Annotated in this window: 20 protein-coding genes and 1 pseudogene; 10 read left to right on the top strand and 11 right to left on the bottom strand. The window is 42.1% G+C overall.

Annotation, left to right across the window (positions count from 1 at the left end; all coding sequences use genetic code 11):
- The first annotated feature begins 99 nt into the window (after nt 1-99).
- The 5 genes from ftsY (at nt 100) to pip (ending at nt 6,389) form a co-directional block, all read left to right on the top strand.
- The gene (gene ftsY / locus L8106_RS09645; RefSeq protein WP_009784081.1) at nt 100-1,779 is read left to right on the top strand and encodes a signal recognition particle-docking protein FtsY; all 1,680 of its coding nucleotides are present in this window, start codon (nt 100-102) and stop codon (nt 1,777-1,779) included.
- Nucleotides 1,780-1,961: 182 nt separating this feature from the next.
- Nucleotides 1,962-3,467, top strand: coding sequence for a PP2C family protein-serine/threonine phosphatase (locus tag L8106_RS09640; RefSeq protein ID WP_009784080.1), 1,506 nt, complete (start codon nt 1,962-1,964; stop codon nt 3,465-3,467).
- A complete protein-coding gene (locus L8106_RS09635; RefSeq protein ID WP_009784079.1) occupies nt 3,454-3,678 on the top strand; it encodes a hypothetical protein in 225 nt (74 codons plus the stop codon). The genes L8106_RS09640 and L8106_RS09635 overlap by 14 nt, the downstream gene beginning before the upstream one ends.
- Nucleotides 3,679-3,752: 74 nt before the next feature.
- Nucleotides 3,753-5,147, top strand: coding sequence for an argininosuccinate lyase (gene argH / locus L8106_RS09630; RefSeq protein ID WP_009784078.1), 1,395 nt, complete (start codon nt 3,753-3,755; stop codon nt 5,145-5,147).
- 291 nt (nt 5,148-5,438) lie between these two features.
- Nucleotides 5,439-6,389 (top strand): prolyl aminopeptidase, encoded by a 951-nt coding sequence (gene pip, locus L8106_RS09625; RefSeq protein WP_009784076.1) that lies wholly within the window; start codon nt 5,439-5,441, stop codon nt 6,387-6,389.
- Between the two features lie 99 nt (nt 6,390-6,488).
- On the opposite strand, the gene L8106_RS09620 is transcribed toward pip, so the two are convergent.
- Nucleotides 6,489-7,487, bottom strand: a complete 999-nt coding sequence (locus tag L8106_RS09620; protein WP_009784075.1) for an RNA-guided endonuclease TnpB family protein — start codon at nt 7,485-7,487, stop codon at nt 6,489-6,491.
- 48 nt (nt 7,488-7,535) lie between these two features.
- Nucleotides 7,536-7,763, bottom strand: a complete 228-nt coding sequence (locus tag L8106_RS33560) for a helix-turn-helix domain-containing protein (protein ID WP_009784074.1) — start codon at nt 7,761-7,763, stop codon at nt 7,536-7,538.
- 54 nt (nt 7,764-7,817) lie between these two features.
- Between L8106_RS33560 and tnpA the strand changes: the two genes are divergently transcribed.
- Nucleotides 7,818-8,225 (top strand): IS200/IS605 family transposase, encoded by a 408-nt coding sequence (tnpA, locus tag L8106_RS09615; RefSeq protein WP_009784073.1) that lies wholly within the window; start codon nt 7,818-7,820, stop codon nt 8,223-8,225.
- Nucleotides 8,226-8,352: 127 nt separating this feature from the next.
- On the opposite strand, the gene L8106_RS09610 is transcribed toward tnpA, so the two are convergent.
- Together L8106_RS09610 and L8106_RS09605 are read right to left on the bottom strand one after the other, a co-directional pair.
- Nucleotides 8,353-8,733 carry a DUF2780 domain-containing protein gene (locus tag L8106_RS09610; RefSeq protein ID WP_009784072.1) on the bottom strand — a complete coding sequence of 127 codons (381 nt, stop codon included), beginning with the start codon at nt 8,731-8,733 and terminating at the stop codon, nt 8,353-8,355.
- A gap of 77 nt (nt 8,734-8,810) precedes the next feature.
- Nucleotides 8,811-9,230 carry a hypothetical protein gene (locus L8106_RS09605; RefSeq protein WP_009784071.1) on the bottom strand — a complete coding sequence of 140 codons (420 nt, stop codon included), beginning with the start codon at nt 9,228-9,230 and terminating at the stop codon, nt 8,811-8,813.
- A gap of 337 nt (nt 9,231-9,567) precedes the next feature.
- Between L8106_RS09605 and L8106_RS09600 the strand changes: the two genes are divergently transcribed.
- Nucleotides 9,568-9,969: a hypothetical protein gene (locus L8106_RS09600; RefSeq protein WP_009784070.1), complete on the top strand. Its 402-nt coding sequence runs from the start codon at nt 9,568-9,570 to the stop codon at nt 9,967-9,969.
- Between the two features lie 16 nt (nt 9,970-9,985).
- Here L8106_RS09600 and L8106_RS09595 read toward each other — a convergent pair whose 3' ends face one another.
- Both L8106_RS09595 and pheT read right to left on the bottom strand, forming a co-directional pair.
- Nucleotides 9,986-10,255, bottom strand: a complete 270-nt coding sequence (locus L8106_RS09595; RefSeq protein WP_009784069.1) for a YciI family protein — start codon at nt 10,253-10,255, stop codon at nt 9,986-9,988.
- Between the two features lie 73 nt (nt 10,256-10,328).
- On the bottom strand, nt 10,329-12,794 hold the full coding sequence (gene pheT / locus L8106_RS09590; protein ID WP_009784068.1) for a phenylalanine--tRNA ligase subunit beta: 2,466 nt from the start codon (nt 12,792-12,794) through the stop codon (nt 10,329-10,331).
- A gap of 420 nt (nt 12,795-13,214) precedes the next feature.
- Between pheT and L8106_RS09580 the strand changes: the two genes are divergently transcribed.
- Complete coding sequence (locus L8106_RS09580) at nt 13,215-14,858, top strand: serine/threonine-protein kinase (RefSeq protein WP_009784066.1); 1,644 nt, start codon at nt 13,215-13,217, stop codon at nt 14,856-14,858.
- A 20-nt stretch (nt 14,859-14,878) separates the two neighbouring features.
- Here the strand turns inward: L8106_RS09580 and L8106_RS09575 are convergent, their stop codons facing one another.
- The 4 genes from L8106_RS09575 to L8106_RS09560 all read right to left on the bottom strand — a co-directional run bounded on the left by L8106_RS09575 (nt 14,879) and on the right by L8106_RS09560 (nt 18,443).
- Nucleotides 14,879-15,463, bottom strand: coding sequence for a serine O-acetyltransferase (locus tag L8106_RS09575; RefSeq protein ID WP_009784065.1), 585 nt, complete (start codon nt 15,461-15,463; stop codon nt 14,879-14,881).
- Between the two features lie 77 nt (nt 15,464-15,540).
- Nucleotides 15,541-16,533, bottom strand: a complete 993-nt coding sequence (locus L8106_RS09570) for a glycosyltransferase family 2 protein (protein WP_009784064.1) — start codon at nt 16,531-16,533, stop codon at nt 15,541-15,543.
- 160 nt (nt 16,534-16,693) lie between these two features.
- On the bottom strand, nt 16,694-17,341 hold the full coding sequence (locus L8106_RS09565; RefSeq protein ID WP_009784063.1) for a sulfotransferase family 2 domain-containing protein: 648 nt from the start codon (nt 17,339-17,341) through the stop codon (nt 16,694-16,696).
- 289 nt (nt 17,342-17,630) lie between these two features.
- A complete protein-coding gene (locus L8106_RS09560) occupies nt 17,631-18,443 on the bottom strand; it encodes a sulfotransferase domain-containing protein (protein WP_009784062.1) in 813 nt (270 codons plus the stop codon).
- A gap of 646 nt (nt 18,444-19,089) precedes the next feature.
- Here L8106_RS09560 and L8106_RS09555 point away from each other — a divergent pair.
- Complete coding sequence (locus L8106_RS09555) at nt 19,090-20,781, top strand: alkaline phosphatase family protein (protein WP_009784061.1); 1,692 nt, start codon at nt 19,090-19,092, stop codon at nt 20,779-20,781.
- A 350-nt stretch (nt 20,782-21,131) separates the two neighbouring features.
- Here L8106_RS09555 and L8106_RS30415 read toward each other — a convergent pair.
- Nucleotides 21,132-21,218: pseudogene (locus L8106_RS30415) on the bottom strand (helix-turn-helix domain-containing protein); the annotation flags it as partial.
- A gap of 72 nt (nt 21,219-21,290) precedes the next feature.
- Here L8106_RS30415 and L8106_RS09550 point away from each other — a divergent pair.
- Complete coding sequence (locus L8106_RS09550) at nt 21,291-22,340, top strand: SIS domain-containing protein (RefSeq protein ID WP_009784060.1); 1,050 nt, start codon at nt 21,291-21,293, stop codon at nt 22,338-22,340.
- The last annotated feature ends 95 nt before the right edge of the window (nt 22,341-22,435 follow it).

The following is a 22,435-nucleotide window of genomic DNA, read 5'->3' as shown; positions in this document are numbered from 1 at the left end:
ATTTCAATTGGATTCAAAAAAGGATTCATTAATTGGGCAATATTCTGACAAACTATTAATAATTTAGAAATAGTCTCAAATCAAGAGCGAGTCAGTGCAATGGTTTTCAATTGGTTTCGTCGTAAGTTTGATACGAAGGACGCAACTTCCCCATCAGCAGAACAATCGGTAGACACCGAAAGTCCCTCTGAGGAGGAACGCCAAGCCGAACCTCAACCGTCTGAGGAGCAACAGTCCCCACCGACAACCGCAAAAACAACATCCCCTGATGATTATCTCCAGTGGGCAAAAACAGCTTACCAAAATCTGCAAACCAAACAGGAACAACAATCACAGCCTCAAGAGATCCCTCCCGAACCGGAGTTCGTGACTCACGCGGTAGAAACGCTAGACGAACAACCCACTCCGGAACCGCCAGAGGAGATCCAAACCGAGGAAGCTGAAAAAACAGACGTTGAAGCCGTAACCGAACCTGCAACTATCATTGAACCAGAAATGGGATCAGTGATTCCTGTCGATTCTCCCGAACTTTCCTCAACTGAGGTTCCCGAAATCCAAGCAGAGGAAGTAGAGGAAGCAGAGGAAGCAGAGGAAGCAGAGGAAGCAGGGGAAGTCGAAAAAACAACCACCGCCTCAGCCCCCTTACCTATATGGGCGCAATCTCAAGTCGAACGTCAAGCCCGAATTGAACGTTTAAAAGAAACCGCCCAAGAAGAACCCGAACCCGTCACCACCGCAACAACACCTGTTCAAGCTGAACAGTCAGCGATGACATTTGATGAGATGTTTATGTGGTCGGCGGAAGTTTTGGCCAATCAAGGTCGTCGTCCTGAAGATGTCGCTCTCGAAGAAATTACCTGGTTGCAAAAACTGTGGCGTGGATTAGGGCGAACTCGCCGCAACTTGCTCAACCAACTCAAAGCGATCGTCGGTCAGGGGCCATTAAACGAGGAAGCAGTAGAGGAAATTGAATCTTTACTCTTACAAGCTGATGTCGGCGTTGAAGCCACCGATACCGTAATTGCCGCACTCCAAGAGAAAATTCGCACCGAAATTCTCCCTCCCGAACAAGCAATTGCTTACCTCAAGCAAATTCTGCGAGAACTCCTCGATCGACCCTATCAAAATGGTTATAGTCCTTTATTTGCTCCCCAGAAAGACACTTTAAATATTTGGTTGATGACGGGAGTTAATGGTGCAGGCAAGACGACAACCATTGGAAAAATTGGTCACATTGCGACAAAATCTGATTATCGTTGCCTGATAGCCGCAGCAGATACTTTCCGAGCCGCCGCCGTGGAACAGGTTAGAATCTGGGGTGAACGCAGTGGGGTTGACGTAATTGCCAATCCCGGCAAAAATACCGATCCAGCAGCCGTTGTCTTTGATGCAATGGAAGCCGCTAGATCCAGAAACATCGAACTGCTTTTAGTCGATACTGCCGGACGCCTGCAAAACAAGAAAAATTTGATGGAAGAACTCAGTAAAGTGCGCCGGGTTATTGAAAAAAAAGCACCCGATGCGATCGTAGAATCCCTACTCGTATTAGATGCAACTCTCGGTCAAAATGGTCTGCGTCAGGCTGAAGTTTTTGCGGAAGCTGCTCAACTCAGTGGTGTAGTCTTGACAAAATTAGATGGAACTGCTAAAGGTGGTGTTGCTCTAGCAATTGTCCAAAAGTTAGGTTTACCCATTCGTTTTATTGGTGTGGGGGAAAGTATCGAAGACCTGAGACCTTTTTCAAGCTATGAGTTTATAGAAGCTTTACTCAGTGGCTAAGTCGCATTTTTGGTTAAGCAGTTTTGTTGAGATTTGAGATGAGGGAAACCCGGCTTGGCTGCCCAAAATTCAGAAATCCTTGAATGACTGATTGTTGATCTTCTTGAGCGTCGGAGTAACCCCCTAAAATCCGAGTGACTCAGTATATCCCATTTTTGTAAAAACCATTATCTGAACCAGATATGACTGCTCTGCCCTTGTCACATCACTCTGATCGATTCTCTACCGGAGACGCAACGCGAACCCCAGAGTCCAATGCTCGTCAATCAACGCCGACGGAAATTACCCCCGTCAGAACGCTGAAAGAACTGGTGGCTCGTTTGCATCGTGAACAGCAGAATGTAAATGAATTGTTGAGTTCTCTCGGATTTGCCCTCCGTAGTTTTAAGAATCTCAACCAATTTTTAGAATTGACTCCCCTCGTTGCCAGTCGGGTTACAGATGCCGATGGCGGTGCCCTTGTTTTATTTAAACCAAACGGCCAAGTCCGTTTTCAACGCCTACACTGTCAAGAAGGCCGTCAGTGTCAAGATATTCGCCAAGCCCTAGAAACGGCGACTCGTCAAGTTAGCGTCCAGCCCCTGAATGCAGTGGATCGGATGCCCAAAAATATGCTCAAATCCTATATTGCTAATCTTGATTACCAAGTCAGCAATTTTTTAGGGCCAGAGGTGCAAGTGTTTGGAACGGCAATTTTAGTTAATAATATTGAACGGGGACGGCTATATGTCTTTAGCCATGACCTCAACTATCACTGGACACCCACACGCCAAAAATTAATGCGTCTGGTTGCCGATCAAACCGCCGTTGCCATTGCCAATGATGAACTGGCCGTTTCTCTACGGGAAAAAGAACGCCTTGATCGCGAATTAGAAATTGGCGCCGAAATTCAAGTGCGTCTGTTACCCCGAAAATGCCCGAAAATTCCCGGTGTGGATGTTGCCGCTCATTGTCAAACCGCTAACCGAGTCGGTGGCGATTATTATGATTTTATTCCTTCCAACTTCGATCAAAGAGAAAGTCGCCCCTCGGTCACTTCTGAGTCGATCAGTCAGGAGAAAACTCAGGAAAATTGGAGTATTGTCATCGGCGATGTCATGGGTAAGGGCGTCCCGGCGGGGTTAATTATGACCATGACTCGGGGAATGTTACGGGCAGAGGTTCTCAACCGCCACAGTCCCGCCAAAATTCTTGAACACCTCAATCGCGTCATGTACGCCGATCTCGAAACCTCCAATCGCTTTGTGACTCTATTTTATTCAGAGTACGATCCGACAACTCGTATCCTGTCTTACAGTAACGCCGCTCATCATCCGCCATTGTTATGGCAAGCATCAACTCGCTCTATTCAGCAACTCGATACCTTGGGAATGTTGATTGGTTTAGATGCCGATACTCGGTATTCAGAGGCACAGGTTCAACTTCATCAGGGAGATATCATTGTTTATTACACTGATGGATTCACCGATGCCGCTAATCAAAAAGGCGAACGCTTTGATGAAGAAAATCTGCAAAATGCCTTTGAATGGGCTTGCCAAAATTACAATAGCTCACAAGCGATTCTAGATTATATTTTTGAGCAAGTTCAACAATTTGTCGGCCCCGGTAGTCACAATATTGATGATATGACACTCGTTGTTATGCAGGTTCAACCTTCAACCGAGGAAATTTGCCATGATGCTTCTTGATGTAGGATGTGATGGCATGACAGGTGTGAATACTCTTTCTCACTGGTTCTGGCAATCCTCATCAAACTACACGGTGATCGCTCAACAAAGCGATGTAGACCTGGTGGCTAACGTCCAAAAAGTCTGGAATAATTTGATTGAAACTGGGCAGCTTTGGGCGCTTTTAATCGGAGTCGGCATCGGGTGGTGGATTAGGAGTGTTTTACCTTAAAGGGTGAAAACTCTTATTTTTCTGACCCTCACCACCACGTTTGATTAATTCTTAATTCGTAATTCTTATTTCTGATGACCAATCCAAAAACATGGAGTGATCGGTTTAAAACCGCTTTGCATCCAGCGATCGCCACTTTTAATGCCAGTATTGGCTTTGATATCGAACTGATCGAGTATGATCTGAGCGGTTCTATTGCTCATGCCAAAATGTTGGCCAAAACAGGGATTATTTCTCCCGATGAAGGCGAAAAACTGGTTGCAGGTTTAGAACAAATTCGCCAAGAATATCGCCAGGGAAACTTTCATCCTGGGGTAGAAGCTGAGGACGTTCATTTTGCCGTTGAACGCCGTTTAACTGAGATTACCGGAGATGTGGGTAAAAAACTCCATACAGGTCGTTCTCGCAACGATCAAGTCGGAACGGACACTCGCCTCTATCTCCGCGATCAAATTCAACAAATTCGCTCTCAACTCCTCGACTTTCAACGGGTTTTACTCGATCTCGCTGAAGTTCACGTCGAAACGCCTATCCCCGGTTATACGCACCTCCAACGCGCCCAGCCTGTGAGTTTAGCTCATCACCTCCTCGCCTACGTGGAAATGACTCAACGGGACTGGGAACGCCTGGGAGATGTCTATAAGCGGGTGGATATTTCTCCCCTCGGTTGTGGGGCTTTGGCGGGAACGACTTTTCCGATTGACCGCCATTACAGTGCCGAACTCTTGACATTTGGCAAGGTTTATGCTAACAGTTTAGACGGCGTTAGCGATCGCGACTGGGCGATAGAATTTCTCGGGGCGGCGAGTTTGATTATGGTTCACCTGAGTCGCTTGTCTGAGGAAATGATTTTATGGGCATCCCAGGAATTTAGTTTTATTAGCCTCAAAGACAACTGTTCGACGGGTTCGAGTATCATGCCCCAAAAGAAAAATCCCGATATTCCCGAACTGGTACGCGGCAAAACCGGGCGAGTCTTTGGGCATTTACAGGCAATGCTGGTGATTATGAAAGCTTTACCTTTGGCTTACAATAAAGACCTGCAAGAAGACAAAGAAGGCTTATTTGATAGCGTCAAAACGGTTAAAGGCAGTCTAGAAGCGATGACCATTCTGTTAAGAGAAGGAATCGAATTTAAAACTGAACGCTTAACCCAAGCTGTTAGTGAAGACTTTTCTAACGCTACTGATGTCGCCGACTATTTGGCAACAAAAGGCGTACCCTTCCGAGAAGCTTATAACTTAGTTGGGAAAGTGGTTATTACCTGTTTAGAAGCCGGAAAACTACTCAAGGATTTAACCTTAGAAGAATGGAAAAGTTTGCATCCAGCCTTTGAAAATGATATCTATGATGCGATCACTCCCAAACAAGTAATTTCAGCCCGTAATAGCTACGGGGGTACTGGGTTTGAACAAGTTAGATTATCACTCAAAGCTGCACGCGATCGTTTAAATTCAGCTTCAAATTAATTCCAATTCGGGGGAAGTTAACTTCCCTCAAAATCTCACACTCTAGATCGGTAAAACAGAGAACTTTTCCGGCTTTTATAGCAAGTCGCGAGTCGTCTATTTACAGATCGCCATTGTAAGAAATTGCTCAAAGCCTTACACTATAGACATTTCTCTCTTCTGTTCCCTAAGATTGCAAACTAAGTCTCGCCGGAAACCGCGCCCGCCGCAAGGCAAGCGCTGTTCCCTGTTCCCTGTTCCCTGTTCCCTGTTCCCTGTTCCCTGTTCCCTGCGCGAAGCGCTTTAACTTTCATGCGAGAACTTTATCCCCCCATTGAACCTTATATCCAAGGTACCCTAAAAGTTAGCGATCTCCATACCATTTATTTTGAACAGTCAGGGAACCCAAAAGGAAAACCTGTTGTTGTTTTACATGGTGGGCCAGGGGGCGGTTGTTTACCCGAATATCGTCAATATTTTCATCCCGAAAAATGGCGAATTATTATGTTTGATCAACGGGGTTGTGGACGAAGTATCCCTCACGCTGAACTACGGGAAAATACAACTTGGGATCTGGTTGCCGATATTGAAAAATTACGAACTTGTTTGGGGATTGAACAATGGGTGGTTTTTGGGGGAAGTTGGGGAAGTACCTTGTCTTTAGCCTATAGTCAAACTCACCCAGATCGGTGTAATGGTTTGATTTTACGAGGAATTTTTCTATTGCGATCGCCGGAAATTCGTTGGTTTTATCAAGAAGGAGCAAGTTATATTTTTCCTGATGCTTGGGAAGAATATCTCAAACCTATTCCTGTAGAAGAACGAGATAATTTATTGCAAGCTTATTCTCAACGTCTCAATAGTGAGGATTTTAATATTCGTTTGGAAGCGGCGAAGGCTTGGTCAATTTGGGAAGGAAGTACGAGTAAACTCTATGTTGATGCTAATTTAAAGCAAAAGTTTGGTCAAGATGAATTTGCGATCGCATTTGCTCGAATTGAATGTCATTATTTTGTCAATGGAGGCTTTTTGAAACCGGAAGACCAACTTTTGAACAATATTGATAAAATTCGTCAGATTCAAAGCACAATTGTTCAAGGACGTTATGATGTGGTTTGTCCGATGAAAACGGCTTGGGAACTTCATCAAGCATGGCCAGAAGCTGAGTTTATTGTCGTTCCTGATGCGGGACATTCGATGAGTGAACCGGGAATTCGTTCGGCGTTAATAGAAGCCAGCGATCGCTTTGTTGAGTCGAATTAAGTTGACATGGTTTTTCCGACTCGAAAATTTTATTTTTTTAACTTTAGGGCGCAAACTTTGCACCCCGATTAATAGTGACGTACTCCAGACGTTCGTTGCTTAGGCAACAGAACGCTGGCTTCTCCTCTTCTTATTATCAGAAGATTTGCGTTTTATAGTGAGGCGAACGCCCAACCCCACTTTTTTTATTAATATTGCCGAATTAATGTCTCTTGACATTGATGCACCACAAGCGCAAGAATGCCAACGATCTGATAATTCTTTAGGAACACGATTAAGACAAATTGCACAATGTTGAGATGTACCTTTTGGATTGACTTTAACTACTTTCTTGCCAGCTTTTTCAGCTTTGCCAGGAAGTATCTCGCTAAGAAATCCAGAGATACCAGCATCAGCAAAACTTTTGTTTAACCCAGATTTAGCTGATTGTCCATTAGGTAGAAATGTTCCATTTTCTCCCTGCTTAGGTTGATTTCGCCTAGACATATTGGATACCTTTAAGTCTTCAACAAATAAGACATCAGCTTTATCTAAGAGTTGATTAGCAATTTCATAGTGCCATTGTTTACGTTGCCTTGCGATCTTTTGATGAAGTTTCGCTACTTTTTGGTTGAGCTTTCTTCTGGCTTTAGACCCTAATTTTCTACGATCTCTTTTTGATTGAAGTTTAGCTAATTTATCTTCGGATTGGCGATAGAATTTAGGGAGTTTAACAGCAGTTAAATCACTGCAAGCAACAAAAAACTCTAAACCACTATCAATACCTAAACTGTTTTCTTCTGTTGGTTGAATATCTACAGTTAGGCTAGGAACTGATTTATCTTCAAGTGTTAGTGTTACATACAAGCCATCAGCTTTTTGGGTAATTAAAGCTCTTTTAATTGTCAACCCATCAGGTAAAGGACGATGTTGAATAAACTTAATATTGCCTAATTTGGGGAAAGTAATATGATTATTGTTAACACAATCAGGCTTAATAGAAGGAAACCCAATTGTTCGATATCTATTCTTTCCTTTAAATCGAGGCTTACCGCTACGTTTTCCATTTTTATCTCCCTTGATATAACGACTAAAAGCTAGATCGACTCGTTTGACCATATCTGCAAAACATGAGCATGGATGTCTTATACCAAGGTCGCTCTTGTTTTAATTGAACAAGGGATCTTTTTGTTTATAGTATTCTGGTTGTTCTCTAGGTTCAGCAATACTACAAACTAAAGGACAAGAATTAACGTAATTTCTGTTGTTTTCCCACCAATCAAATCTATCAGCTAACAAATAATTGTACTGACACCTTAATTTTTCTAGCCAACTGTTGAGACGACAACGTTGTTCGTAATTAGGTTTTAAACGATATTGGTAAGAAATTATCATGGTAAACCTCGACCTGTTACAATGACTGTAACATAAAACAGGCACGGTGACAACATGAAAGATGATTTTGTCTCTAGCGGGAGAGCAATATCAGACTTAAAAGCCCACTTGGTTTTGACAACTAAGTATCGACGTAAAGTGTTTACAGGAGCTATAATAGAGCGACTTCAAACCATCATATGGGAACTTTGCCGTAAATGGGATTGTCAGATGATTGAAGTTAATGGGGAAACAGACCACATTCATTTGCTTTTCCAATATTACCCACAATTAGAATTACCTAAGTTTGTAGGTAACTTAAAATCTATAACCAGTCGTCGTTTAAGAACTGAATTTCCAGAATTAGCTGATGTTTATAGAAAGTCAGTTTTATGGAATGAATCATATTTTATTGCTAGTTGCGGAGGTGTAACTGTTTCACAATTAAAAGAATATGTTGAGAATCAAAAAACTCCTAATTGACAAAATTTCGGACATCGAGTCCTTAATTTGTCGGGCTATCCTTCCCGACGTTCATCTTCGATAGAACGCGGGGCTGTCGCCATTAGCTCAGGCGATCAGAAACAAAAATTTTAAAAATATATTGGAACTATTTTAAAACTTGTTCTAGTAACTGACTCGCTCCGATGCCCCCTTTTCCTTGAATATAAGACAGGATAATCGGCACAAACATATTAATCATACTGGTATTTAAGCCCAGTTTGGAAAATCCACCGGCTAAGTTCGCCAGATTTCCAACCGATGCAGGCGCTCCCATCGCTGAAGCTAACCCCCCTAAAGCACTTGCCATTCCGCCAGCTTGAGGAGCAGCACTGAGGAGTTCACCCATACCCGGAATATACTGAGCAATTTGATCAAATTGTTCGTTTTGCAATTGTTCCTGAGCCAGTTGAAAGAGGAGTCCGGCTCCTCCTTTGGCTTGTTGTTCCTGCACCCCGAGTTGACGAGTCAAGATCTCAACCAGTTCCATCTTGTTTTCCCAATTACGATATACAACTTTTATCACAACTGTATGAAGTTGCTCAACTGGGTTCACGAGTCTTGAGTTTAATATCGATCCTGAGTTGTCAATGAAAGTGTCATCGCCGAGCGAACGAAACTATAACTAACATTTTGCCAATGAGGATTACAGACTCTATTTTCGACGACATCAAAATGAACTAAAAACCAACGGTCAACTAAACTTCCCCGTTCGAGGATGCGTTCAAAATACATGACTTGCTCGGGATCGATGTAGTATTTTTGACAAATTTGGTCTAATAAAATCTCAAAGGCTCGACCGATACTAATTCCGTTGTTCCAAGGTAATTCTGTAACAGTGATCACTTTACTCCCATCGGGCTTACAGTGAATAGTCACATCACATTTACAGATGCTACCGGGCCAAAGTTCACATTTGAATAACATTCTGACAATATCCTCGTTTAAACGACAAGCACTATAGGGATCATTCTCTCCTGTCTTCATTCTCTCCGAGAAAGTTGATGAAGTAAACCTTAAGATACAAAAAAATGTACGCAGTGAACAGAATGATGACTTTTAAGATTTGCTTAACCTATTGTATCAAGGAAGGATCAGTAATTGCCACAATCGTCGGGTATAAAAAAAGTGTTAAGTTTTGATCGATTTTTATCGAAAGTAAATAAGCAAAATTACTTATCTAAAATTCTCTCGACAAAACAAAAAATAATACGGGAGAAAGTTAGCCAGTGGTGTTAACGACGGGTTGAATAGCAACACTCATATAAGATAAACTCACCCCAGTTATACGCCCAATTTAGAAGGAGAAATTCCTGCAATTGTAATGGAGTTTTTGTCGGAGACAGAAGACGGTGAATATTCGATCAAATCAAAATATCCGCCCGGAAAATGGTACTATTATGAACAGATTCTTAAAATTCCAATTAATGTAATTTTTGAACCGAATGCGGGATGGTTAGAAGTTTATCAACTCGATACCTCTCTGGGCTACAAACTTCAACAACCGGACGAAAATGGACAGTATTGGATTGAGAATATTGGATTATTTTTAGGGGTTTGGCGAGGAACTAAAACGAACCGAACGGGTTATTGGTTGCGGTGGTGGGATGAAGCGGGAAAATTGTTACTTTGGGGAACTGAACGTTTACAAAAAGAACAACAACTCAGAGAAAAAATGGCTCAAAAATTAAGGGAGTTGGGCGTTAATCCTGATGAAATTGAGTGAAATTAATCACTAGATTTTAGAACACCTGAATCCATTCTTTCACTTCGTATTCTATCCAAATTCCATTCAGCCAATATACATCAGATTCAATCAATTTTCTTACCATTTCTTCGTTTTCAGCTTCATAAATTCCAAAAACTTTTGTTAAATCTTGAGTTAGGCCAATTGTCATCACAATTCCGGCTTCTTTTTGTTTCTTGATTCCCTCTAAATGATCTGTTCGGTAGGGTTCTCGCTTTTCTAAAACATTATCGCAGTAGGTTCCAAATAGAATATATTTTGGCATTGTTTTGAGGATATAATCTTGAGTTAGAGGCTAGTTTTATGATTCTAACCTCTAAACAAGAAACTTAACTCAATTAACTTCTGAGGTTGACATTAAATTGCTTGACTAACGCCTCACGAACCTTTTGTTGTTTGGGTTCAACTTCTTCTTCAGTTAACGTGCGATCGCTAGCCCGATAAACGAGACGAAATGCTAAACTGCGTTGATCTTCAGGAACGTGTTCACCCTTATATTCATCAAACAGTTTAATTGATTCTAACAGATTTCCGGCTGCTTTAATCATACATTTTTCCAGATCAGCAACGGAAACTTCCTCCGCAACAAAGAACGCAATATCGCGATCAGAAGGCGGAAAAGTCGAGAAAGAACCAAATTTCCGAGTTAAATTATCCCCTTGAGTCATGGCTTCCACTAAAACTGATAAATTAAACTCAAATAGATAAACGTCTTTGGGTAAGTCTCGTTGTTCTTGAAGCTGAGGATGAAGTTGACCAAATACACCTAAATGATTTCCATTTAACCATAAAGACGCTGTTCTTCCGGGATGTAATGGTTTGATTTTAGTTTCTTTTTGGTATTCAACCGACAAATACAACCGTTTGAAAATAGCTTCCAGGATTCCTTTTGCTTCAAACCAAGTGATGGGTTGTTCTCGTCCACCTCGCGTCCAATGTCCTTGAGTAGTATCACCTCCGATTATTCCGGCGATCGCATCTTTTTCTTGAAAAGTTTCTGTTTCTTTCCAGAAAACTCGGCCAATTTCAAAGCCATTTAACGGCCCATTTCCATTTTCTAAGTTAAATGCAAACGCATCAATTAAACCGGATAACATTTCGGTTCGCAAAGCAGAATATTCCACAAATAAAGGATTAGAAATTACAACTTGATTTTCTCCTTCCTGCTTAACGAGGGAATAGTGCATTAATTCTGTTAGTCCCTCGGCTCGAAATGCGGCTCGCAGGTGTCGCAAGGCTAACTGATCTTCAGTGAGATAACCCGGTACACTTTGATGGGGTAAAGTATCAGAAAAATTATCATAACCATACAGACGGGCGACTTCTTCAATTAAATCAATTTCCCGTTCCAAATCTCGTGCGCGATAAGCGGGAACCGTCACAGTCCAAACAACATCTTTGTTCTCTTTGATGGGAGTTTGACGCATCAATCCACAGCCCAACGCGGTGAGAATTCCTTCAACTTCTTCCGGTTGTAGGAAAGATTCAACTAACGTATTTTCCCCCCGTTTTAGAGAACCTAAAATTTGATTAATCCGACTCAAACGCAGAGGAACTTGAGAAGAAGTGACATCATCAACGACACTACTTGCTGACTCCTGTTGTGTGGAAACTCCACCTGCGAGTTCTGTAATTAATGAAATCGCTCGACAACAAGCCAGAACTAATTCAGCCGGATTAACACCTCGTTCAAAACGAGTAGAAGCTTCTGTTCGTAGTCCTTGACCCCGTGCTGAACGCCGAATCGCTACAGAACTAAAGACTGCCGCTTCTAACATTAAATTCTGCGTTTCTTCGTAGACTTCGCTATCTTCACCGCCCATAATTCCGGCAAGAGCAATCGGTTGATTATTAGCAGTAATTAGCAGCGTTTCGTCTTTAAGTTTGCGGGTTTGGCTATCGAGTGTTTTGAGGGATTCACCCGATTTTCCCAACCTTACCCCAATGGTTAAATCCTCAGAAGCGGTAATTTTTTGTAGCCGATCTAAATCAAAAGCGTGTAGAGGTTGTCCCCATTCCAGCATAATATAATTTGTAATATCGACCACATTATTAATCGGTCGTACACCAGAGGCTTGTAAACGCTGTTTGAGCCACTGAGGAGAGGGTGCAATTTTAATGCCTTCGATGATTGTACCTGTATAAATTGGACAGGCTTGGGATTCACTCACGTCAACAGCTAATTTCAAAGACGCTTTTTTGTCTTCGATCAAAAGACCTGTCGCTTCCGGGATGCGTAAAGAAGCCGCCGTTAAAGCCGCGATTTCCCGAGCAATTCCCACCATGCTTAAACCATCGGCTCGATTCGCCGTAGCTGTGACATCTAAAATGACATCATCCAAACCGAGTAAAGGTCGAATATCAGTTCCTAACTGGGGGTTTTCGAGATTAAAGGCGTGAATTCCATCAGAGTCCTTTTCTAACCCTAATTCTGCTAAAGAACAGATCATTCCCTCAGAAGGAACGCCCCGCAGTTTCGTTTTTTTCAGTTTGAGATCAACCTGGGGTAAGTAAGTCCCGATAGTTGCGACAGCGACAATTAAATCAGCTTTTGCATTGGGTGCGCCACAGACAATATTCAGCGGTTCGCTATTACCGATATCAACTTGACAAACTCTGAGTTTATCGGCGTTGGGGTGAGGAGTGGCTTCTAAAATTTTTCCTAAAACAACGCCATCAGCCCAAGTGCTGCGATCTTCGATGTCTTCAACTTCAAAGCCAGCTATAGTTAACGTTTCAGCTAACTGTTCGGGAGTCATTTCGATGTCTACTAATTCTCGCAGCCAATTTAGAGAAATACGCATTCTTTTATCAGGGGTTCAGTGTTTATGCTTAGAGGTGGTCTAGACCTTACAGCTCAAGGTCTGTGTCTGAAAGTGAACTCATCTTAATGAATTCCTTGATCATCAGTGTTAGGGTTGAGTTCAGGCAGTTGAATTGTCCAGTTATCATCATAAAGGAAAGAGGAAGGTTCAGCGCCCGTCAAAAATTGAGCCGATCGGGTTAAGTTTTCAGGAAATTCTTATTTCTATAGTGAATAATAGAGATAGGGGGAAACTATCTATTGACATGATATCTGTGCATCTGCTGGTTGCTATGTTACCTGTCGGCAAAGCTCAACCCACTGTCGCTCATGATCAGTTTCTCGAAAGCCTGATGATGTCGGCTTAAGAGCTGTCTTGTCTGTCTCCGCTAAACTTGAAGTTGAAGCATTCTCGAAGACTATGAGTTACTGTATCAATCCAGCTTGTTCCCATCCTGAAAACCCGGAGGATGCGTCTCAATGTCAAACCTGTCGGTCAAAGTTGGTGTTGCGAAATCGCTATCGTGTGATCAAGCCTTTGGGTAAAGGTGGGTTTGGTGCCACTTTCTTGTCAGAGGATCTGTCCTTACCGGGTTCTCCCAAATGTGTCGTTAAGCAACTCCGCCCTGTGGCGAAATCAGCCCGGGTTTTAGAAATGGCACGTCAGCTTTTTCAACGGGAAGCAACGACTTTGGGGAAAATTGGCGATCATCCTCAAATACCTCGACTGCTGGATTATTTTTCAGGAAAGCAGCAGTTTTATTTGGTTCAAGAATATGTTGATGGTCGTAATTTAAAAGAAGAAGTTCAGCAATCGGGTGTATATACCGAAGACGACATTAAAGCATTTCTACGAGAAATTTTACCCATTCTCAGCTATATTCACTCTCACGAAGTCATTCACCGTGATATCAAACCCGCTAATATTCTCAGACGCGCTCAAGATCAACGATTGGTTTTGATTGATTTTGGGGCGGTGAAAGATGAGGTCAAACAGGTTACAGAATTTGGAACTGGACAAACCGCATTTACCAATTTTGCCATTGGAACATCGGGTTTTGCTCCTCCAGAACAGATGGCTCTACGGCCAGTGTATGCGAGTGATATTTATGCGGTGGGGATGACTTGTGTTTATTTGATGACGGGAAAATCTCCGAGTTCTCTCGATCATAATCCGATTACTGCGGAAGTGTTGTGGCGTGCGCTAGTGTCGGTGAGTGATTCTTTTGCAGCTATTTTGCAGAAAATGTTGGAGATGTCTGTTTATCAACGTTACCAGTCGGCTGAAGAAGTTTTAGGTGCGTTGGATCATGAAACGGAGTTCTACACCGATTTTTCTGATGGACTATCGGTTCAACCGGAGCCTCGTGTCTCTGAAGCACCTACACAAGTGGAGACTCATCAACAAGATAATCAAACGACGATCTATTGTGACGACGAGAGTACCGCGTTACGACCCTTTGCATCTCAGGCAAAACAAATTCGAGAGCGTAATGCTCGGCGTCAGAAAAAAGAATACACCCAACTCGGAGAAAATTTTGCGTCTGTTGATGGGGGGATCAGTGCGACTCAAGGCGCTCCGACTGCAACTATGTTTACATCTGCGAATACTCCAGCGAGAAACAAACTTCATCGTTGGGATGAAAGCAGTTTACATGATGCTTATATCAGAGGCGATCGCTATTTTACCGATTGTGATCTCCAGGGTTTAAACTTACGGAGTGAAAAATTCTCAGGTGCTTACTTTACCAAATCTCGCTTAGAACAGACAAATTTTCAAAATGCGGATTTATCTAAAGTGGATTTTGCTCGAGCGTCTCTCTCAGATACGATTTTTAAAGATGCCAACTTAACTCATGCTCGCTTGAGTTATGCCAATTTAGAAAATGCTGATTTACGGGGTGCTAATCTCACCTACGCAAATCTGAGTTATGCAAACCTGCGGGGGACTAACTTGTGTGGGGCTAATTTAACTCATGCTTTAGTTTCTGAACAACAACTTGCTCTGGCTAAAACAAACTGGCGTACTATTTTACCCAATCGAAAGCGGAAATTTGGATTATAAATTGATTTAAGGGTGTATTTCTACTGGAGAGCTTCGGAATCTTCTAATGTTTGTGGGGAATGATCACTGTTGTCTGAGTTTTTAGCTGGAATAATCCGAGCGGGAATACCGACGGCTGTGGCTCCAGGAGGGACATCACAAATCACAACGGCATTTGCCCCAATTTTAGCATGATCGCCAATACAAGCTTGTTTGAGAATTTTAGCCCCAGCTCCGATATCAACATGACCCCCAATTTGAACCCCTCTGGTAATCGTTACCTGCTGTAAAATCAGACAATTGGGGCCAATCATGGCTTGAGGATGAATCACAATTCCATTGGGATGAGTCAGCACTAACCCTCCACCTAGTTGACAGTTTAAAGGAATATCTGCACCCGAAGCGACACTCCAAAATCGATGCTCTAGGACGTGTATATTTTGGAAGAATTTAGCAAAAAGTCCACCTTGTTTTTGCCATTTTTGATATTGACGAATTGATTTAATCAGTTGTCGGCTTGGAGACCACCAATTCTTCAACTTTTCCCGATTCCAATCGGGTTCTGTTGCTGAAACTTTGGATTTTGTTTTTTCACTAATCGGGTTCAACTCTAAAGAAGTTTCCATACTGTGAATACCAAGAATAAATTGAGAATATTTTCAGGATATCGGACATTATAAATCATAGAATCTTCAACAAACCTTTACTCTGTTTTGTATTCTACCAATGTCCGGCGACGACCCAGTAAGCGATTGAAATGAAATTGCATCTGGCCTTGCAGTTGAGGAAATTTACCCAAGACACAAGAGAGGGCATAAAGTGCTGATTCGCGGTTAGAATAGTTCCGTTGTTGGGTATAATACTGATAAATTCGGTAAGTCAAATACGGATAACCCAGCAACAGTAATAAACTCAATTCATGGGTAGGAAAAGCAAGTACCAGAGCCAATAATGGAATAAACAATCCCCACAGCCAAATACTTTTACTTTCTTTGACCCAATGTCGTTGGGGAGATTGACCATGTAACCAAGCCCCTTCTGCGTAAGCATGACCCGCTCTGAGCATCCGTTTCCACCACTGGTTCCAACGAGTCATCTGAGCATCATGTAAGGTCATCTCAGCATCAAGGCGGAGAATTTTCCAGCCCTGTTGACGTAACCGTACACAGAGTTCGGGTTCCTCTCCGGCAATGATAGAGTCATTAAATCCCCCCACTTGTTCAAATGCTTCAACTCGCATCATGGAGTCACCCCCACAAGCCTCAGCTTCCCCAACTGGAGTATTCCATTCAATATCACATAACTGATTGTAAACCGTAGATTCTGGAAAACGTTCTCGGCGACGTCCGCAGACCACCCCAACATCAGGTTTGGTGAGTAGTTCTTGTTGAGCTTTTTCCAGCCAGCCTTCGACCACTTCACAGTCACCATCGACAAATTGCACAAATTCGATTTCTGGGTGAGTTTGTCGCAGATGTTGAAATCCGGCATTACGAGCGCGAGCTGCTGTAAAGGGAATAGACAAGTCTAGTTCGATCACCTCAACGCTATGCGATCGCGCCATCTCTACACTACCATCTGTCGATCCTGAATCGACATAAATAATCAAGTCCGCTTTCTCTAATACTGAAAGTAGACATTGACGCAAGCGTTGACCTTCATTGCGTCCGATAGCAATTAGTCCGATCTGAGTCAAGTTTCAACCTCCACAGTTCCTGAGATGTTTCGGGGTTTGATGAAGCCAATCCCCATATTAGTGATTTTAAAGCTTCAATGAAAAATTGAATATCAGACCTTAAATTTTATTTAGGTCACAATTCCAAATTTATTAGATCTTGTCATTAGCCTAACACAATCTAGAACATATAGTTGAAAATCTCTATATCTTTCTGATATAGATTCTGCACGATCTCTTTTGATTCTGTATCATAATACTCAGTGTAGTGCAAACGATTGCTTTTGTTCGTATGTGGTATCTTCTTAACTCTTATCCCCAATATTTTGGTCTTGACTCCTGACTGATCCAGTATCTTGTAAGCATCCTGTTCAAAATTTTCAAATCTTCCAATAAAGTCAACTAAAAGACAACCTTGATCATCAAAAACAAACTTATACTGATGCTCCCATTGAACGTGATTTTTTTGGGGAATTAGCGAGAGGTATTGCTTGAAGCAATCATCTTCTGACATTCCCAGAAAATCTCTCAGAGATTTTCTTTTCTTCATGTATGAAAACTGAGATATTGCTTTATCCCAAGGGTTGCGAACAACTGTAAATTTAAAAAAACTGTTAAAAACTTGCTCTCCCACTTCTTGCCTAATTTGGGTAGAAAGAAGATGTTGTAATCCTCCCGTCTGATACTTATTATGAAATCCGCTTCTAAATCCCATCCACAAACTAGATTCTGTTCTGTCTTTTGCCATCGGCCAAATCAGATCTTCCAGACTTGTACCACCAGTCTTTGGAATGTGAACGAATATGCACTTATGTTTGTAAGAAATCATACTTGACTTCTCTCTCTTTTTAACTTTAATATCTAGAATTATACAAAGATCCAACTTTCACATACAATCAGGTTTTGTAAAATTTATAGATTTTGAATGTAAAGATTTAGTAAATGCAAAATACTGAAGATTAACTCTGGAGCTATTAATTAGCAGATAAAGTTAAGCAGACTGAAGTATGTTGATCATAATTTTAGATCTATATTCAGCCTATTTTCCCCGTTCAAACGATCATCATATTCTTTCGAGAAAATCGCACAAACTGTTCATATATCAATAGATTGCATAACTACCAGGTATAGCGATATCCTAATAGGTTGTAAAGTTCTTCATTATAGGGAATAAAATCATCTTTTAGCTGCTGAATAACCTGAAGATCAGACTCACTTTTGGCAAAATTATACTTTCCATAATTGTATTTTGTCTCCTTTAATTCTTGCAGTTTTTCAGAGGAGAAACGTTCCAGACTGAGAAAGTCACAGACACTATTGAGTAAATTGTCTAGATCATCTTTCAATTGATTGAAGTTTAAGATAAGTAAGCTCTCTTTAGCAAAATGCTTGTAGTAATTTTCCAATTGTTCAGCATACTTACCCCGATTAATATAATCATAAGGATATTCAAATTTGATACCCTTTTGTTCTTCCTCGATTGCTTCTGGAAAAGTTCTTTTATCCGCTATATTTCTGAGATGATCATGAGGATTTTCGGAAAAGCTGTGATACATTTTCCATGCAGAATAGGCTCGATCTACTGGATTTCTGAGGATAGCAATCATTTTAATATTACCTAAATCTTTCTTGATTAGCTGAGGAATATGCTGAAAATAAAGATACTCAGGTGTGGCATCAAGTGTCAGCTTATTTTCTTTTTGTTTTTTAGAGGGAAAGTAACCTAGATACCATCCAAAACCTCTCTGATAATTTTGGAATTTATCAAAGTAGTGAATTTCTTTAAAAGAATTATTTTCAATCACGTTGGAATGCTGAATCAAGTAGTTATACAGTGATGTTGTTCCCGCTTTTTGCGCTCCGACTATCAAGAAATCTGGACGAGATTTTATGATTGGATAGGCTACATTTTTAATCAAATCTTTAATCATTTTATTTCCTCTCGTTTTCTTCAGATAATATTGTTGTTAACTTCAACAGCATTTGGGTCATTAAACAGATTTTGCAGATCTCAAGGGAGAGAGAGTCCCAGTTTAGTTACCTCAGCACTACCTTCTGTTGATCCTGAACACATATACAGCGAAACATACTTTCTCCAGGACAGAAGCAAATATTGACACCAGCCCTTACCTAGATTGAATTCTGGACGTTCCCTGATGATGTAGAGTATAATAGGTACGTGCATCTTTGGCAAAACAGACTCATCATTGAAGTCATGTAAATACAGAAGTCTTTACGGTCTAACCTGTCAAGGAGCTTGGCTCTATTTTATAGTTCTCAAAAACAGTGATTAGGTCTTGAATTTAATACATCGGCTCATGGAAGTTTCACCCAAAGCAAGCCGAGTTTAGGTGAGACTGAAAACGTTTTTTCTGAGCTATAACTATCCATACTTTTCTTGTCGAGAGTCGAAAGCTCTACTGAAAATTTACTGTTAAGCTTGTACACGAGCATCAGGCATTTTGACCATGCCTAAGAGTCTGATGAATTAATCAAAAGTTCTAGAAAATTCCCCGAGGCTTGAGCCAAGGGAGTTAGTCAAAGAAGCACAATACTCAATCAACGAAGGCTGATTTTATGCAAAACTCGAAGAATCCTGTTATTGCTATTGGATTAGATGCCGCTCAACCTCCTTTACTCGAAGAGTGGATGTCTAAAGGATATTTAAAAAATTTAAGCCGCTTACGAGAACAAGGCATATATAGCCGTTTAAGAAACTTCAAAGACTCAAACGTCGAAACAGCTTGGACAACCTTTGCTACGGGTTGTCGCCCCCAAAAAACAGGGTATTGGGCGGCAATGGGGTTTCGCGAAGGCACTTATGAAACCGAAACTCGTGCGGCTTATGACTACCAGGAATTCCGTCCCTTCACCGCCTTGGGAGAAGATTATCAAGTCATCACCTTTGATGTTCCCCAACTACGACTCAATCATCAAACTCATGGTTTGCAAATCGGAGCTTGGGGCGCCCACTCTCCTCAAATCCCCAGCAGTTCAATACCGGAATCCCTGTACCAAGAGATCATTGACAAACACGGCCCTCACCCCGGTCTTCACAATGATTATGCGGTTTGCCTGGATGTCAAAACTACCATGAAACTTGAAGAGAGGTTTGTCACCGGGATTGAACGGCGTTCGGCAATTTGTCAGGATTTGCTTCAGCGTCAGCCTTGGGATTTATTCTTAACCGTATTCAGTGAATCTCATGGCGGTGGTCACGTTTTCTGGCATCTGAGTCAACCGGATCATCCCCTCCATGAGAAACTGCGACCCCAGGTTTCCCACGACCCTCTACTGGCGGTCTACCAAGCGATGGATAAAGCCATTGGTGAGATCTTAGCCCAAGCTCCAGAAAATGCTCATGTGGTTCTGTTCTCCGATCATGGTACTGGGGCGGCAACGATTGACTTACCGAGCTTTATTTTCTTACCGGAGTTTCTCTATCGCTACAGTTTCCCCGGAAAATGTGGGATTGGGGATGGCAAAACTTCCGAACCCTTACCGCCACCGATTACCAAAATGAAGTGGAACTTTTGGGAGCGGCATTTGTGGGGTCAGAAGAACGATCCTAACCCGATTCGACGCTTCCTTCGACGAGAAACTCCGACTCGGATTTTCAAGTTAATTGAACCCTATCTTGATACTCGCGGAGAGTATGATTTGATTTCTCCGTTCCAACTCAAACGTCAGGGAGAAACTGTGGTTCCTTGGAACCCAGCTCAATGGTACAAACCGCTCTGGCCGAAAATGAAAGCGTTTGCTATCCCCAGTTTTGCTGAGGGTTACATCCGGATTAACCTCAAAGGTCGTGAACCCAACGGAATTGTCGATCCTTCCGAGTACGATGCAGTTTGTGACGATCTCTGTGAAAAGCTTCACGCCCTCAAAGATCCTCGCAAGGGTATTCCGATGGTGAGTCATATTGTTCGCACCCGAGAAAACGCCGCTGATCGCAATCCGAAATTACCCGATCCAGATTTAATTGTAGTCTGGCAAGAAGAATATGCAACTGATGTGATGGAAAGTCCAGAATACGGACGTTTTGGCCCCTTGCCTCCCTATCGCGCTGGCAGCCATCGATCCGAAGGATTTATTCTAGCAGCTGGCCCTGATATTGCACCCGGATCTACTTTGTCTTCGGGTCATGTTCTCGATTTAGCCCCTTCTATTTTAGATTTGATGGGCGCACCGATTCCAGAACATATGGAAGGTCAACCTTTACCTTTGCGAACCAATCAACCTGTTGCTAGTGCGGGCATTGAGTGCTGAATTGAGCGATCGCAACCATTAGCGGATCAACTCATCTCTTAATTTCTGTTCAGCCAAGAAAGTGATAGATGTTAGTACATGGCTAATACTAGCCAGGAAAGAGTGACTAACACTATCGCTTTTTTGATGTATCTCGGGAACTGCTCTCAGTATCTTTACAGAAACATTACAAACTTAGTACGAACTAAGTATAAGCTCAAAAACAGTTGACATCAGCTTTTTGAGCTTATCAACCTTCACGAATAAAATCAGATTTATACACGTACTTATATCTTGAAATACACCCCTTAATTCTGATGAATGATCAGAGACAATAGTAATTCTGAGTTTTACAGGACAAACAAAATAAATTTAGCAGGCAATGCTTTGTTGTACACTAACCGAACACAGGCTAATGTTCTCCTCAACAGATTTTCCTGTTCAGGTGTAGGATAGAATCAAAATTTGAGAGCTTTTTCAGTCATGTCTTACAGTTAACCACACCATAAGCACTTCCATCAGCAACTATCATGTCGATTAATTCTAATCTGGCACAAGAAATACAAGAGCAACCCCAAGCTCTAAACCGACTGTTGGACACCCAAGCAGAAGCCATCCAACACCTGGCTGAAGCGATTCAACACCGACAAATTACTCATATTGTGATTGCCGCCCGAGGAAGTAGTGATAACGCCGCTCGTTATGCCCTATACTTGTTTGGAACGATCAACCAATTCTTAGTTACGTTAGCCGCACCGAGCCTCTACACCCTCTACAATCGCCCTCCCCAGATCGGAAATGCGTTGGTTTTAGGGATTAGTCAAAGTGGTGAAAGTCCAGATTTAGTGGAGGTGTTAGCCTCAGCCCGTCAGCAAGGTGCTTTAACTGCTGCCATGACTAATATTTCTGACTCTCCCCTCGCTCAACAAGCCGATCATGTGATTAACTTGAGTGCAGGGGTTGAACGTTCGATCGCAGCGACAAAAACCTACACGGCGGAATTATTAGCCTTGGCGATGTTAAGTTCTCAATTAGCGGCTAATGAGTCGATGTTGACAACGTTACGACAGGTGCCGCAGTGGGTAGAACAAACCTTTGAACTCAACCCGAATATTTACCAAACCATTAAGCCTTATTGTCAGATGAGGCGTTGTATTGTTATCGGTCGCGGTTATAACTATTCTACTGCTTTTGAACTGGCTTTGAAGTTAAAAGAGTTAACGTATACTTTGGTTGAACCCTACAGCAGTGCAGATTTTTTGCATGGCCCTTCAGCATTAATTGAACCGGGTTTTCCGATTGTGGTGATTGCTGTTTCTGGGCCGATTTTAAACGAGATGCAACAAGATTTAATGCCCCTACTCATTGAACGAGGTGCAGAAATTATTACCCTCGGAAATGATCCACAAACTCTCAGCCAAGCTCAGACGACTTTACCTTTACCGAATGATATTCCTGAATGGTTATCACCGATTTGTGCGATTGTTCCCGGACAGCTTTTTGCCCTCCATATCGCCACGATGCGAGGTTATGATGTCGATCAGCCTCGGGGACTGAAAAAAGTCACAAAAACTCAATAGCATGACTGTTTGTGCTTCAACAACAGAGGCGATCGCTTTGCTGTCCATCTTTTCAATACACTGCTATGCGATCGCCAGTTTTTTGTAATTTAAAG

This window comes from Lyngbya sp. PCC 8106 (assembly GCF_000169095.1).
In the GTDB taxonomy this organism is placed as follows: domain Bacteria; phylum Cyanobacteriota; class Cyanobacteriia; order Cyanobacteriales; family Microcoleaceae; genus Capilliphycus.
Note: the sequence above shows the minus strand (reverse complement) of the source record. Positions and strands in the feature narration are given on the sequence as shown.